Source organism: Kitasatospora sp. NPDC058478 (genome assembly GCF_042720345.1).
GTDB lineage: Bacteria > Actinomycetota > Actinomycetes > Streptomycetales > Streptomycetaceae > Kitasatospora.
In genome coordinates, this window is sequence record NZ_JBHXML010000049.1 from 31,073 (window position 1) to 44,564 (window position 13,492).

Annotated in this window: 14 protein-coding genes; 8 read left to right on the forward strand and 6 right to left on the reverse strand. The window is 74.8% G+C overall.

All coding sequences use genetic code 11. From position 1 onward, the window contains the following. Positions 1-218 precede the first annotated feature (218 nt). Positions 219-668 carry a large conductance mechanosensitive channel protein MscL gene (gene mscL / locus ACFWPT_RS25755; protein WP_063350160.1) on the reverse strand — a complete coding sequence of 150 codons (450 nt, stop codon included), beginning with the start codon at positions 666-668 and terminating at the stop codon, positions 219-221. 206 nt (positions 669-874) lie between these two features. Beyond that, on the reverse strand, positions 875-2,005 hold the full coding sequence (locus tag ACFWPT_RS25760; protein ID WP_380484539.1) for a glycosyltransferase family 4 protein: 1,131 nt from the start codon (positions 2,003-2,005) through the stop codon (positions 875-877). Between the two features lie 323 nt (positions 2,006-2,328). Between ACFWPT_RS25760 and ACFWPT_RS25765 the strand changes: the two genes are divergently transcribed. Then, positions 2,329-3,588, forward strand: a complete 1,260-nt coding sequence (locus ACFWPT_RS25765) for a glycosyltransferase family 4 protein (protein ID WP_380484541.1) — start codon at positions 2,329-2,331, stop codon at positions 3,586-3,588. A gap of 175 nt (positions 3,589-3,763) precedes the next feature. After that, a complete protein-coding gene (locus tag ACFWPT_RS25770) occupies positions 3,764-4,438 on the forward strand; it encodes a thiol:disulfide interchange protein DsbA/DsbL (protein WP_380484543.1) in 675 nt (224 codons plus the stop codon). 55 nt (positions 4,439-4,493) lie between these two features. On the opposite strand, the gene ACFWPT_RS25775 is transcribed toward ACFWPT_RS25770, so the two are convergent. Together ACFWPT_RS25775 and ACFWPT_RS25780 are read right to left on the reverse strand one after the other, a co-directional pair. Next, complete coding sequence (locus ACFWPT_RS25775; protein WP_063350164.1) at positions 4,494-5,240, reverse strand: cyclopropane-fatty-acyl-phospholipid synthase family protein; 747 nt, start codon at positions 5,238-5,240, stop codon at positions 4,494-4,496. A 57-nt stretch (positions 5,241-5,297) separates the two neighbouring features. Further along, on the reverse strand, positions 5,298-6,446 hold the full coding sequence (locus ACFWPT_RS25780) for a glycosyltransferase (protein ID WP_380427347.1): 1,149 nt from the start codon (positions 6,444-6,446) through the stop codon (positions 5,298-5,300). Positions 6,447-6,503: 57 nt separating this feature from the next. On the opposite strand from ACFWPT_RS25780, the gene ACFWPT_RS25785 reads away from it, so the two are divergent. Then, positions 6,504-7,289, forward strand: coding sequence for a glutamate racemase (locus ACFWPT_RS25785; protein ID WP_380484546.1), 786 nt, complete (start codon positions 6,504-6,506; stop codon positions 7,287-7,289). A 485-nt stretch (positions 7,290-7,774) separates the two neighbouring features. Here ACFWPT_RS25785 and ACFWPT_RS25790 read toward each other — a convergent pair whose 3' ends face one another. Beyond that, a complete protein-coding gene (locus ACFWPT_RS25790) occupies positions 7,775-8,800 on the reverse strand; it encodes a polysaccharide deacetylase family protein (RefSeq protein ID WP_244293515.1) in 1,026 nt (341 codons plus the stop codon). 373 nt (positions 8,801-9,173) lie between these two features. Between ACFWPT_RS25790 and ACFWPT_RS25795 the strand changes: the two genes are divergently transcribed. The 3 genes from ACFWPT_RS25795 to ACFWPT_RS25805 all read left to right on the forward strand — a co-directional run bounded on the left by ACFWPT_RS25795 (position 9,174) and on the right by ACFWPT_RS25805 (position 10,846). Next, positions 9,174-9,446: a hypothetical protein gene (locus ACFWPT_RS25795; protein ID WP_063350167.1), complete on the forward strand. Its 273-nt coding sequence runs from the start codon at positions 9,174-9,176 to the stop codon at positions 9,444-9,446. A 328-nt stretch (positions 9,447-9,774) separates the two neighbouring features. Continuing rightward, the gene (locus ACFWPT_RS25800; protein ID WP_063350168.1) at positions 9,775-10,284 is read left to right on the forward strand and encodes a sugar transferase; all 510 of its coding nucleotides are present in this window, start codon (positions 9,775-9,777) and stop codon (positions 10,282-10,284) included. A gap of 73 nt (positions 10,285-10,357) precedes the next feature. After that, positions 10,358-10,846, forward strand: a complete 489-nt coding sequence (locus ACFWPT_RS25805; RefSeq protein ID WP_063350169.1) for an NUDIX domain-containing protein — start codon at positions 10,358-10,360, stop codon at positions 10,844-10,846. Between the two features lie 119 nt (positions 10,847-10,965). On the opposite strand, the gene ACFWPT_RS25810 is transcribed toward ACFWPT_RS25805, so the two are convergent. Then, on the reverse strand, positions 10,966-11,403 hold the full coding sequence (locus ACFWPT_RS25810) for a PTS-dependent dihydroxyacetone kinase phosphotransferase subunit DhaM (RefSeq protein WP_380484577.1): 438 nt from the start codon (positions 11,401-11,403) through the stop codon (positions 10,966-10,968). 461 nt (positions 11,404-11,864) lie between these two features. On the opposite strand from ACFWPT_RS25810, the gene ACFWPT_RS25815 reads away from it, so the two are divergent. Continuing rightward, positions 11,865-12,077, forward strand: coding sequence for a DUF397 domain-containing protein (locus ACFWPT_RS25815; RefSeq protein WP_208869206.1), 213 nt, complete (start codon positions 11,865-11,867; stop codon positions 12,075-12,077). 712 nt (positions 12,078-12,789) lie between these two features. Beyond that, on the forward strand, positions 12,790-13,284 hold the full coding sequence (locus tag ACFWPT_RS25820; RefSeq protein WP_063350170.1) for a hypothetical protein: 495 nt from the start codon (positions 12,790-12,792) through the stop codon (positions 13,282-13,284). Positions 13,285-13,492: the final 208 nt, after the last annotated feature.

The window sequence follows — 13,492 nt, forward strand, 5'->3', positions numbered from 1 at the left end:
TTCCGGACAACCTTGGCGTGCCGTCAGTGATCGAACAGTACCCGGACGGCGGCGCGGCGAACCCTTGCGGTGACCGGGCGGTGGACGGTTCGGGGCTCGCCGGAGAAACTTTTGCGGACAGGGCGTGCGCCGGCGCATTCGAGCCCCCGCCGACGGTCCGACGAGGGCTCGTGAATGTTTCGGGAATAAAGTCCCCGTCAGCGGCCTCGGGCCCGTGGTCAGCTCGCCTGCAACGCCTGCGCCTGCGCCGGGAGGCCCGGCCGGCCCGCGACCTCCGAGGTGCAGAAGGAACAGCGGGTCGCCGCGGCCGGAATCGGGCTCAGGCACTCCGGGCAGTCGACCTTCACGACCGGCGCCGGCTTGGCCGACTCGAAGCGCGCCTGCAGCCTGCCGACCGGAAGCACCACGGCGAAGTAGATCACCGCGGCGACCAGCACGAACCCGATCAGCGCGTTGACGAAGACCCCGTACGGGAACCGGGTGCCGGCCACCTCGAAGGTCTTCTGGGTGAAGTCGCCGACGGCGCCGGTGGCGACCCCGATGAGCGGGGTGAGGAAGGCGGTGACGAACCCGGTGACCACGGCGGTGAAGGCCGCGCCGATCACGATGCCGACTGCGAGGTCCACCACGTTGCCGCGCAGCAGGAAGCTGCGGAATCCCTTGAACACCGGGTGACTCCAAATCCGTACGGGGAAGGGGGAGATGAGGCAGCGCGACGGGCGCCCCGGCCGGACATCCTGCCGACCGGGCCGGGCCGAGGTCCAACCGCGTTCACCCGATCCGCGTAACCGGCCGCAGGACACGCCGGCCGGGTCCGGGCGCAGCCCGGGCGCTCCGCGTACGGGTCGATCCGGCCGCCGCCGGGTCGCAGGGGTCAGAGCGGCCGCACCCGCAGCGCGCGCTCGTAGAACTCGACCATGTGCGCGGACACCTGGGACAGCGTGAACGAGGCCAGGAACCGTGCCCGCGCGGCCTTCGCCCGCACCCGCGCCGCCGCCCGGTCGTCCAGCGTGTCGACGACCGCCGCCGCCAGTTCGGCCGGCCGCTCCGGCGCCACCAGCCGGGCGTAGTCCTCCGAGCCGACCGTCTCGCGCAACGCCGGCACGTCCGCGCAGACCAGCGGCACCCCGACGCCCATCGCCTCGATCGCCGTGCCGCCCTGGCCCGCCCAGCGGGACGGCACGGCGAGCACGTCGGCAGCGGCCATCAGGTCGGCCACGTCCTCGCGCGGCCCGAGCAGGCGGACGCTCCCGGCGGACTCGGCGAGCGCCCGCAGCCGTGCGCTCTCCGGGCCCGCCGCGCCGGCGAGCAGCAGGACGGCCCCGGGCTGCGCGCGCCGGATCGCCGGCCAGGCCGTCAACAGCACGTCCAGGCCCTTCCGGTGGTGCTGGCCGGCGGCGGCCAGCACCACCGGCACGTCCTGCGCCAGCTCCAGCGCACCACGCACGGCGGCCCGCCGCTCCGGGGTGGCCGTGCCCAGCAGCTCCGGGTCGAGCCCGCGCGGCACCACGTCGATCCGGCGCCGGGGGACGCGCAGCCGCCGTGCCATCGTGCCGGCCACGTGCCGGGTGAGCGCGTGGAAGCGGCGGGCGCCCTGGGCGGTGGCCGCGTCCAGGGCCTGCGCGGTGCGCATCCGCCAGGGGCTCGCCCCGTGTGCCGCCGACTGCTCCGGTCCGTACGCCGGGTCGAGGAGGCTGGAAACCACCGGGGTGCGGGCGGCCAGGGCGGCGGTGCGGCCGAGCACGTCCGAGGCGTGGCGGGCGGTGTGGACGAGATCGGGCCGGCGTTCGCGGATCAGCCGGCGCAGCGCGGCGGCGGTGGCGGCCCCGGTCGGTCGGCCGACGCCGAACACGGCGGCGCCCGCCGCGGTCAGCTCCGGCTGCCAGCCGCCGGGGGAGTCGTAGAGGTAGGCGACGTCCAACGTGACGCCGGCGCGCACCAGTTGGGGAGCCATCGAGACCAGGGCGCGCTCCGCCCCGCCGGTCCGGTTCACGCTGTCGACCACCAGAAGCACCTGCACCGGCCACCCCCGCCCGCTGCGGGCGCGTCCGTTCTCCCGTGCCGGACGCCCCCTGACTGGTGATCAGCATCGCAGGTGGCCGTCGGGCCCGCCAGCCGTACGGCGGCCGGGGTCGGGCGCCGGGGTGCGGCGAGGCGAGGCAGAGCGAGGCAGGGCGAGAGGGGGCGGAACAGGGCGCACGACGGGAGCAACCGGCGCACGGCCGCAGTCGACCAGCGCACATCAGGTGTATTCACGCGGGCGCACGGGCCACCACCAGGTTGCGCGAAGGGGCTGTACGGCGCGGGGCGCTGTGCCAAGGTCGGTCCATGCCCGACCATACGTCGGCCGACCCGGCCGGAACCCGTCCCCGCGTCCTGCACCTGATCAGTGATCCACGCCGCGGCGGCGCCCAGAACTTCGCCCGTGACCTCCACCGGGAACTGCGCCGCCGGGGCCAGGCCTCCGCCCTGTGCGCCCTCGCCCCGCACCCGTCCCCCGGGCCCCCCGGTCCCGCCCTCCCCGGGCCCCGCGCCGCGGACCGCACCGGAGTTCGCGCCGGGGCCGGTCCGGGCGCCAGCCCCGACGGGCCCGACCGGCAGCCCGACCCGGACCCCGGCGCCTGCGCCGACGAGGAGGACTTACGCGCCGCCGTCCTCGGCTCCGGCCGCCTGCGCCCCGGCACCCTGCGGGCGCTGCGCGCGGCCGCCCGCGGCGCCGACGTGGTGCTCGCCCACGGCTCCGACACCCTGGCGGCCTGCGCCCTCGCCCTGGCCGGCACCCGCACCCCCTTCGTCTACGTCTCCGTCGGCCACCCCCGCTACTGGACGGCGAACCGGCTGCGCCGGGTGCGCGGCGGCGCGCTGATGCACCGCGCGGCCGCCGTCACCACGCTCACCGACGAGGCCCGCGCCGTCCTGGAGGGGCAGTTCCGGCTGCCCGACGGCAAGGTGCACGTGATCTCCAACTCCCGGGCCGCCGAGAGCTATCCGCCCGCCGACGGCCGGGCCGACCGGCGCGCCGCCCGGCACGCGCTCGGCCTGCCCGCCGACGTCCTGCTGGTCGCCTGGATCGGCGCGATCGCCCCGGAGAAGCGGCTCGACCTCGCCCTCGACGTCCTCGACCGGCTGCCGGACGTCCGGCTGGCCATCGCCGGGGACGGCCCGCTGCGCGAGACGCTGGCCCGCCACCCGGCCGCCGCCCGCGCCCACTTCCTCGGCGCCCTGCCCGATCCGGCGCCGCTCTACCGGGCCGCCGACGCGCTGCTGCTCACCAGCGACAGCGAGGGCGTGCCCGGCGCGCTGATCGAGGCGGCACTGGCCGGCGTGCCCGCCGTCGCCACCGACGTCGGGTGGGTGCGCGAGGTGGTCCGGGACGGCGCGACCGGCGCGCTCGTCGCCCCCGGGGACCCGCTCGCCCTCGCCGAGGCGCTGGCCAAGGTGCTGGCGTGCAACCGTGCGGGCCTCGGCGCGGCCGCCCGGGCGCACGCGTTGGAGCACTTCGAGCTCGGCGCCGTGGTGGACGCCTGGCAGGGGCTGGTCGCCGAGGTGTGGGCGGGGGGTGGCCCGGGGGCGCGCACCGGTCCGTGACAGACCCGCGGCGGCGGGCCGGGCCGGGCGTCGGGTTGCGCGCCGGGCCGGGTGCTGGGCCGGGTGTCGAGTCGCGCGCCGGGCCGGGCGTCGGGCTGGGCCGATCGGGCGAATCCGGGCCAGCGTGCCCGGCCGAACTCGACGGTAACGAACCGCCGCCAGCACACTGCCCGGTGTGAACTCGAAGTCGCTGCTGCGGTCCACCGTCCTGCTCGCCATCGCCGCCGGGATCGCCGTATCCCCCCTCCAGGCCGGCGCGGTGAGTCACCAACCCCCCTCCGAGGGTGCCCAGTTCGTCAAGCTGGACCATCCGCAGCCGGTGCGCGAGAGCGTCCGCACGGAGGCGGCCGAGTTCTTCTGGTACGACTGCGTCCACTCCCAGCAGCTCGAACAGCCCTTGCAGGCCTGGGCCGAGAAGCACCGCGCGGACGTCGCCCTGCGGCGCGTCCCGGCGATCTGGCCGGGCGGCCCGGACGAGGGCGCCCAGCGCGGCCACGCGCGCCTGTACTACACGCTGGAGCGCCTGGGCCTGGTCGAGCGCCTGCAGAGCAGCGTCTTCCGCTCGGTGCAGACCGACCAGACCGACCTCACCACCGAGGCCACCGCCACCGACTGGGCGGTGCGCCACGGCGTGGACGCCCAGCTCTTCCGCCGGACGTACCGCTCCGACGAGGTGGCGCGGTCGGTCGACGAGGCCGCCGTCGAGTTCGTCCGCTACGGCGTCAACGAGCTGCCGACGGTGGTCGTCCAGGGCGAGTACCGGACTTCGCCGAGCAAGGCCGGTGGCGTCGAGGCGATGCCCGAGGTGCTGGACTACCTGGTCCAGCAGGAGCAGCTGCGCGGGAACTGAGCCCGCCGCCGGCCGGGGTCGGACAGCCCTCCGGCGGGCCGCCCCGCCCGGCGGTTCAGTCCCGGCGCAGCAGGTACGTCACGAAGCCGAACGTCCCCCGGTAGCCGTGCAGCCACTCCCGCCGGTGCCGGTCCGCGGCCTCCCGGGCGGCCGCCGCGTCGGGGTCGTCCGGGTGCTCCAGCGCCCACTCGGCCAGCGCACCCGTCCACGCGAACTCGTAGTCGTCCCACTCCTGCGGGCTGCTCACGTAACCGGACACCGGTGTCCAGCCGTCCGCCAGCACCCGGTCCGTGGTGGTCGCCAGGTCCGCGTAGTCGTCCCGGGCCGCGCCCAGCCCGTCCAGGGCCGCCCGGGACGGCTCCCGCTCCCAGAAGCCCTCGCCGACCAGCACCCGCCCGCCCGGGGCCAGGTGCTCGCGGGCCGCCGCCAGCGTCGGCAGCAGCCCGCCGAAGGCGTGGGTGGCGCCCACGCACAGCACCAGGTCGAAGGGCTCGACCGAGTCGAACTCCCGCGCGTCCACGTGGTGCAGGCCGATCCGGCGCGCCACGCCGAGCACGGTCGCCGCCTCCCTGGCCCGGGTCAGCGCCGCCGCGTCCAGATCCACCCCCACCGCCCGCCAGCGCGGACGCGCCGCCAGCGCCCGGACCAGCCACGCCCCCTCGCCGCAGCCGAGGTCCAGCGCCCGGCCGTCCGCCGCCCCGGCGGTCGCGCGCTCCAGCAGCAGGGCCACCGACTCGTCCGTCAGCGGCGCCGCGATCGGGTGGTGGGCATGGGCGAGACGGGAGATCCTCTGGCGGTCCATTCGAGCAGTATGGAGCCAACCGGCCTGCCGTGCCCGCGAATTCGGGGCCCGGAACGCTCAGGCCCGCGAGTACGTCCGGCCCTTCCACGCCGCGCCCCGGCCCCGCCAGTGCTGCACCGCCGAGTCCACCGTCATCAGCAGGTACAGACCCGCCGTGAAGGGCAGCAGCAGCACGGCCGGCGCCGGCTGCCGGTAGTACCGCACCATCGGCAGGTAGGTGCCCGCCATCAGCGCCCAGGCCGCCCCGCCCGCCACCGCCACCGCCGGCGCCCCCGCGACCAGCCCGGCCGCTGCGGCCACCGGCGGCACCAGGTACACCAGCCCCAGCCCCAGCACCGTCCCGAGCAGTAGCAGCGGCGAATGCCGCAACTGGGCGTACGCGCTGCGCGACACCATCCGCCACAACTGCTCCAGCCGGGGGTACGGTCGGACGCTGTCCACCGCCCCGGCCAGCCCCAGCCAGGTCCGCCCGCCCGAGGACTTCACCGCCCGCGCCAGCGACACGTCGTCGATCACCGCACCCCGGATCGCGGCCACCCCGCCGGCCCGCTCCAGCGCCTCCCGCCGCACCAGCGAACAGCCGCCCGCCGCGGCCGCCGTCCGCCCACCGGGCCGGTTGCTCCAGCGGAACGGGTACAGCTGCGCGAAGAAGTAGACGAAGGCCGGCACGATCAGCCGCTCCCAGCCGGTCTCCACCCGCAGCCGGGCCATCTGCGACACCAGGTCCAGTCCGTTGCTCTCCGCCGCAGCCACCAGCTCCGCCAGCGAGTCGGGCCCGTGCGCGATGTCCGCGTCCGTCAGCAGCAGGTACTCGACGTCCGGACCGGCCAGCTCCACCCCGTGCCGCAGCGCCCACAACTTGCCCGTCCACCCCGGGGGCAACGGGGGAGGAGTCGTGACGGTCAGCTCCAGCCCGTCCATCGTCCGCAGCTCCGCCGCCACCGCGCCCGTGCCGTCCGAACTGTGGTCGTCCACCAGGATCACCCGCGCCCGCCCCGGGTACTTCTGGGCCAGCAGCGTCGGCAGGCTCACCGGCAGCACCTGCGCCTCGTCCCGGGCCGGCACCACCACCGCCGCCTGCGGCCAGCGCACCGGCGGACGGCGCGGCGGCAACCGCACGTCGGTGCGCCAGAACAGCCCGTGGCAGCACGCCAACCAGAGCCAGACCAGCAGGGAGAACGCGGCGATCCACAACAGGACGGTCACTCCCGCAGTTTGCCGCAGAACCGGCCGGATCGGGCGGATCGACTAAAGTCTTGCCCCGTGAAGATCGCACTGATGGACTCCGGAATCGGCCTGCTGGCCGCCGCCGCCGCCCTTCGGAAGCTGCGCCCGGACGTCGATCTGGTGCTCTCCTCCGACCCGGCTTCGATGCCCTGGGGGCCGCGCACCTCCGAAGAGGTCACCGACCTCGCCCGCGGCTGCTCGCTCGCCGCCGCGGCGCTCGAACCGGACGCGCTGGTCATCGCCTGCAACACCGCCTCCGTGCACGCGCTCGCCACCCTCCGGGCCGAACTCGAACCCGGACTGCCCGTCGTCGGCACCGTCCCGGCGATCAAGCCCGCCGCCGCTCTCGGCGGCTCCGTGGCCATCTGGGCCACCCCGGCCACCACCGGCAGCGCTTACCAGCGCGGCCTGATCCGCGACTTCGGCGGCACCGCGGACGTGACCGAGGTGGCCTGCCCCGGCCTCGCCGACGCCATCGAACACGGCGACGACGCCGCCATCACCGCCGCCATCGCCGACGCCGCCGCCCGCACCCCCGCCGGCACCGCCGCGATCGTCCTCGGTTGCACGCACTACGAACTGGTCGACGACCGCATCCGCGCCGCCGTCGCCCCCACCGCCTCCCCGGCGCTCACCCTGCACGGCTCCGCCGACGCCGTCGCCGCCCAGGCCCTGCGCCGGGTCACCGACCCCACGCGCACCGGCGCCGGCACCATCACCGTGCTCCACGCCGGCGCCCCTGCCGCCCTCCCCCCGGCCGCACTCCTCTATCCCCAGGGGCGCACCCTCGCCGCCCTGATGTGCAGCACGCTGCCGGCGTGACACCCACCGCCCTCGCGGAGCACTTCGCCCCCCGGCGAGCCGCTGACGGGCCCCCGCCGGTCCGCCACCGGGCCAATTTTCGCCCGCCGGCGGTCCACCCTTCAGCCCGCGCGGAAGGCCACCGCAGCTGATCCCCATCCGGGGCAGCCGAGAGCAGGCTCTCTGTCATGAGCTGAGGGGCAAATCTTTGCCCTCCAACCTCGGGGGTCGGTCGAGGAGTCCCGTGGTGGCCGGCCGTCCCGGTCTTCCGCGGAGGCTGCCTGTCCGGGGCGGCTGATGCAGGAAGTCGGCCTGCCCGACGGTCTGTGCCCGTGAGGCAAGGCCTTGCCCCACGGGCGGGTGGTTTGCCGCTGAGGCGGGGCCAAATTTCGCCCCCCAGAGGTCCGGTACCTCTCCCCGACAGGGCTCATTTTTGCTCCTGAGCGCTCCTGAGCGCTCCTGAGCGACCCTGAGTCCCTCTGCGTCCCCTCGCGCGCCCCGGCCGGTCAGGCGACGGCTTGGCGGCGCCAGCGGCGGTAGGCGGGTTCGAGGCCGGAGAGGATGGTGTCGAAGCGGCGGGTGCTGGTGGTGGAGTCGACCTGGAGGCGGCTGATCTGGAGCGGGTGGGAGGGGATGCGGGGGCCGAGCCGGTGGTCGGAGAGGAAGCCGAGGCGGTAGCCGAGCTCCTGGAGGACGGTTTCGGCACGCGGGTCGTGCCCGCCGTCCGGGTAGGCGAAGGCGATCGGGGGTTCGCCGAGCCAGCGGGTGAGGGCTTCGTGGGCGCCGGTGATCTCGGCGCGGACGGTGGCGTCGTCGCAGCGGCCGAGGCAGGGGTGCCCCTGGGTGTGGTTGCCGATGGCGACGCCGCCGTCGCGCAGGGCGAGCAGGTCGGCGGGGGTGAGCTGCTCCTGGCGGGGCGGGCGGCGGTCGGCGCTGACCCGTAGCTCGTGCAGGCTGCGCCGCCGGTCGGGGTCGGGCATGGCCTTGAGCCGGGGGAGCAGCTGGGAGGGGTGCCCGCAGTCGAGCGAGCGGGCACGGCCGCCGTGCCGGGCGAGGAAGTCGGCCTCGTGCCACCAGAAGGGGCGTTCGGTGCCGATGAGCTCGGAGATGACGAAGGCGGTGGCGGGGATGCCGCGGGCGTCGAGGGCGGGCAGGGCGTGGGTGAGGACGCTGCGGTCGGCGTCGTCGAAGGTGACCAGGACGCTGCGGGGCGGCAGCGGCCGCTGTTCGGTGACGGCTTGGAGGACGGCGGTGAGCGAGACCGGGGTGGCGAGTCTTCGGAGCCGGTCGAGCTGGGCGCCGAAGGACCGGTGGTCGGTGACGCCGTGGTAGGCGAGGACTGCGAGGCGTTGTGCGGCGCGGGCGCGGAACAGGGGTTGGACGGGGGCGAACCGCAGCCATTCGCCCCGCGCGTCCGGCCTGCCCCGGTCGGCGGTCGGGTGGCGGCGGGTGGCCGTCGGCAGCGGGCGCACGAACGGGACGGGCCTGGTGGGGGCCATGGAGATCGACGTGGTGGACTGGGACTGCGGCACGGTTCCCCCTCGGTCGCCGAGCGGCGTGGCGGTACCGCCGGAGGACGGAGCCCGGCCTCCGACTCCAGGCGGCGGCGGCTCCGTCTCCTGGGTATTCCGGTCCGCGGTGGGGGGCTCGCACCCTTCCCGCGAACGGCTCCTGGATCGCTCAATGCCATTGAGACCGCTGCACCGAGCGGATGGTTGTACCGGGGGGACGAGGATTTTTCGTGGACTGATGTGAACTGATGTGAACTGAATGTGGAGCCGGAATGCACGACCGGGGCCGGTCCGCGACCTGCTCGGGCGAGGTCGGCGGGCCGGTCGCACCGGGTGGTCGAACGTTCACTCCCTGCGGGCTGCCTCCGGCGTTCGCCGGGGGTACCTTGGGCTCATGGCAGATGCGGACCGTGATCCCTTCCACCTGCACGGCGCGACCAGGATGGCCCGTGCGTGGAGTGGTGGCGCCCTGGTCACCCACCAGCTTCTGCTGGCGGTGGTGGGTTTGGCCTGTCTCGCGCTGGGCATTGTGGTGGCGGTGATCGTTCCGGACAGTGACGGTCCGGCCTGGGCGATGGCGGTGGCGGGCTGTCTGGCCGCGGGAGTGCTGCTGCTCGGCCGGATCGCGTTCGGGCTGCTGCGTTACCGCCGGGGCGCCGCGCTCTAACCTCCTCAGTGACCGGCCGGCCTTCGGTGGACGGCTGTACTTCGATTGCCCTCGGCATTCCGAGCGGCAGATCGAGCAATATTGGTCAGATCGACCGAATTTCGGCCTGTCGGACAATCCTCTGCCCACTTCTTTCACCATTCCCGGGCGACGGCTCCAAGGCGCCTTTACTGTGAATGCGTTCTTGCGGCTCGACGGTGCCGTGGACTCGACGGTGCCGTGGAGGGGAAGAGATGGGCGGCAGCGCCACGTCCGATCCGGGCGGAGAACCGGGCGGAGAACCCGGCAGGAAGCCGGACGGCGCACCGCGCACCACCGTGTCCGCCGGATGAAGCGCGGCGGGGACCTCGCCCTCGCCGCCCTGGCCGGGATCGTCGCGCTCCCGTTGGCCCTGGTGATCGCCGCCCTGCTCCGCTGCACGGCGCGCGGCCCGGTGCTCCTGCGGCTGACCCGGGCCGGACGGCACGGCCGGGAGTTCCAGGTCCTCCGCTTCCGGACCAGCCGGGGAGGACGGCTCGGCGTGCTGCTCCGCCGGACCGGCCTGGACGAGCTGCCCCGGCTGTGGAACGTCGCCCGCGGCGAGATGGGGGTGATCGGCCCCCGGCCCGTCCGCCCCGACCAGGTGGTCCGCTACTCCCGCCGCGAGCGCGGCCGGCTCGCCGTCCGGCCCGGGCTGACCGGCTGGGCCCAGCTCCAGGCCCGCCGCCCGCTCGCCCGGCCGGACTGGGCCGAACTCGACCTCTGGTACGTGGAGCACCGCTCGCTCCGGCTCGACCTGCGGATCCTCGGGCTGACCGTGCTGGCTCTGCTGCGCCCGGAGGGCGGCCTCGCACGATGAGCCCGCGCGTCGCGGGTCGCACGTCGGTGGCGGCGGCCCGGGAGCCTGCCGGACAGGGCCTAGGCTGCGGCGTATGGCCATTCCCCCGTTCCTCGCCGATCTCCGCGCCCTGGTGGGTACCCGCCCGCTCTGGCTGACCGCCGTCGTCGCCGTCGTCCTGGACGACCACGGCCGGGTGCTGCTGGGCCGACGGGCCGACGACGGGAGGTGGGCGCCGGTCGGCGGCATCCTCGACCCCGGCGAGCAGCCCGCCGACGGCGTGGTGCGCGAGTGCCTGGAGGAGACCGGGGTGGTGGCCGTGCCCGAGCTGCTCGCCTCGGTCACCGTCTCGCCGCAGGTCACCTACCCGAACGGCGACGTGACGCAGTACCTGGTGCTGACCTTCCGGTGCCGGGCGGTCGGCGGCGAGGCGAGGGTGAACGACGACGAGTCGCTGGAGGTCGGCTGGTACCCGCTGGACGGGCTGCCGCCGATGATCGAGGTCGAGCACGAGCGGCTGCGCCACGCGCTGGAGTGCGAGGGGTCGGCGGTCTTCGTGTGGGAGGGCAAGGAGCGCCCCTGACCGGCGCACGGCGGACGGTCCGCATCCTCGCCTCCCCTCCCCGGGCGGGCCGGGAGCCCGGGCCCTTCGCCGATGGTAGCCGTCCGGTCACCCCGGGTGGGGGGAATTCGCGAGGCCGCTCAGCCCTTGCGCTGCCGGTAGGCCTCCTCCGCGGCGTCCAGGACGGCGGCGAGGTCGCCGCCCGCGGTGGCGGTGGCGGTGGCCGCCACCGCGCCCTCGACGAACGGCGCGTTCGCGAAGCGGACCGGGAACGGGAGGCCGTGCTCGTCGGCGTCGGACAGCAGGGCGCGCACGGTGGTGACGGCGCTGCCCAGGTCGGCGAGCACCACGACCCCGTGGCCCTGGTCGACCCGGCGGGTGGCGGCGGCCACCAGGACCGCGCTGATGCCGGGGCCGCCCTGGTCCCCGCCGGTCGCGGCGATCGGGGCGGGGGAGTCGGATCCGGTCAGTGCGAGCGCGAGCGCGCGCACCGCGATGGCCAGTTCCTGGCTGTGCGACACCAGGACGATCCCGACCCGGCCGTGCGTGGGGGGCCGGCCGGAGGCGGGCCGGGGCAGCGTGGCGGGCGCGGGTGGCGTGCGGGGCGCCGGGGGGTGGGCCGAGGGGGCGTCGGAGATGGGGATGACATCGGCGCGGGTGCCGTCCCGGCGGCTCATCGGCTGCTCCCTCTGGGCGGTGGCGGGTGGTGGTGGGCGGTGCTGGGCGAGGTGGTGCGGGCCGCGTCCGGTGCGCATCGGGTTCGCGGGGCCGGGGCGGGCCGTCGAGGGCCCGTGTACGGCCGGCGGGGGTGGTCCCCCGCGCTGCCAAGCACTCTGGCAGCTCCGGTGGCCCCCGTCGGGCGGGACACGCGTTGAGCGGGCCTCCTGCGGCGTCCGGGCCCGGCTGGTGGAGTCCTCGTCAACCCGCTGACCGGGGCGGGCGGGTGTGGTTAGGCTGGCCGGGAAAGCCGTCGGGAGGAGACCGGGTAGTGGCAGTCAACAGTGGGATCGACGTGGAGGCGGGCGGCGCGGAGCCGCAGCTGGCGCCGAGCGGGAAGCCGAAGGTGGACTTCAGCGGGGCGAAGTGGCTGTGCAGCAGCCAGGGCGTCGGGGATGTCCAGATCGCGTTCGTGGACGGGTACATCGGGATGCGGGACGGCCGCCAGGAGGACGGTCCGGTCCTGGTGTTCACGCCGGGGGAGTGGCGGGCCTTCGTGCTCGGTGCCCGGGACGGCGAGTTCGACCTCACCTGAGCCACCGTCGCACGACCGCGGAGCGGGCCCCGTCGGAACGGGGCCCGCTCCGCGGTCGATTTCGGCCCCGAACATCACAACTGATGATCTATTGAACGTGCCCCGTCAGAATTTCTGTTGACTGTTAGACAAACGCAGCTCAGAGTATGAGCACAGGCAGACGCCGTGCCCACCGCCCCCACGCGGCCAGACACGGCGCCTGCTGTGCGACCCGGCAGCGTTGCCAGGCCATCCTCCCAGTCATCCCCTGCGCACCGGGGTGCGTCGGCCGGTCCCGGCCCACGAGGGGCCGGCAGTCGCCGGGAGGCTGGCGTCGACGCCGAGAGCGACTCGGCGGCGACACCGTTTGCTCGGGACCCGCACGCCCCCACGCGGCGGCGTCCCGAGCAAGATCCGCGGGAGCGACGGGCCGGGGCCCCGCGGATCTGGCTTGTGGTGATGGAACTGTTGGCTTGTCTGCTGTGCTGTGTGCGACGACGAAGCTGGGTGCTCGGCAGTTCGGCACGACGATGTGCACAGTGAGGGAAACGCGTGTAGGGCCGCGTTGCGACATGCCGTCCCCCCGGAGGGTGAAACCCAGAACGGCTGTCGTGCTGAACCGAACGTAGCCCGGACGGTTGCTCAGAGTCAACATTGGTCTCTGAGCGTCGATCTCCCGACGGTGCCCCACCCACCTCGCGAGCGTGGTGTGCCGGGCACGTACGATGTTCCCATGTCTTTTCTCCGCCGTCGCTCCGGACAGCCCGCCGGCCCGGACTTCGACGTGCTCGCGATGGACCCGGGTGACTGGCCCGGCGACTTCGGTGCGGCCATGATGACCGGCCCGGACGGCTCCTGCCAGGGGATTTTCCTGCGCTACGACCTGTTCGGCGGCAGAGGCCCGGCGATGTTCATCGGCAACCTCCCCGAGGGCTCGCCCGCCCGGGAGACCGGCGACAGCGTGCCCTTCGAGGTGCGGCAGCTGCTCGCGGCGCTGGAGAACGACGAGCCGGTCGACTTCGTCTCGGCCGAGGACTTCCCGGTGATGCTCGGGGACGACCTGCTGATCGTGAAGAAGGTCAAGGTCAGCGAGGAGCGGGTGTTCTGCGCCCAGTTCGGGCGCAGCGACGGCGTCCAGGTCACCATCGCGTCCTGGGACCGACCGATTTCGGACGACCTGTATCAGCTGTTGAAGCCGCTCCCGGCCGACATGTTCCAGCAGGGCTGACCGGCCTCGACCGGGGCTCGGACGCCGCTTGACGGTTTCGATCACAGGTTCGTACAGTCGCGAACATGTCGTGCCGTCTCCCGCTGCTGACCCGTCGCAGCTATCTGGACCTGCGGCGCACCGCCAGCGCGGTGTGTCCGGGCCGCTGAGGGGGATTCGTCCCCGAGGCGGCGGGCGGCCGGCCGTTCGTGGCCGGCGCCGAATCCGG

Excerpts from the sequence above, each read along its gene's own strand:
- ACFWPT_RS25820 (WP_063350170.1), top strand. The coding sequence starts at position 12,790 with ATGTCTTTTCTCCGCCGTCGCTCCGGACAGCCCGCCGGCCCGGACTTC.
- ACFWPT_RS25775 (WP_063350164.1), bottom strand. The coding sequence starts at position 5,240 with ATGGACCGCCAGAGGATCTCCCGTCTCGCCCATGCCCACCACCCGATC.
- ACFWPT_RS25795 (WP_063350167.1), top strand. The coding sequence starts at position 9,174 with ATGGCAGATGCGGACCGTGATCCCTTCCACCTGCACGGCGCGACCAGG.
- ACFWPT_RS25805 (WP_063350169.1), top strand. The coding sequence starts at position 10,358 with ATGGCCATTCCCCCGTTCCTCGCCGATCTCCGCGCCCTGGTGGGTACC.
- ACFWPT_RS25765 (WP_380484541.1), top strand. The coding sequence starts at position 2,329 with ATGCCCGACCATACGTCGGCCGACCCGGCCGGAACCCGTCCCCGCGTC.
- ACFWPT_RS25800 (WP_063350168.1), top strand. The coding sequence starts at position 9,775 with ATGAAGCGCGGCGGGGACCTCGCCCTCGCCGCCCTGGCCGGGATCGTC.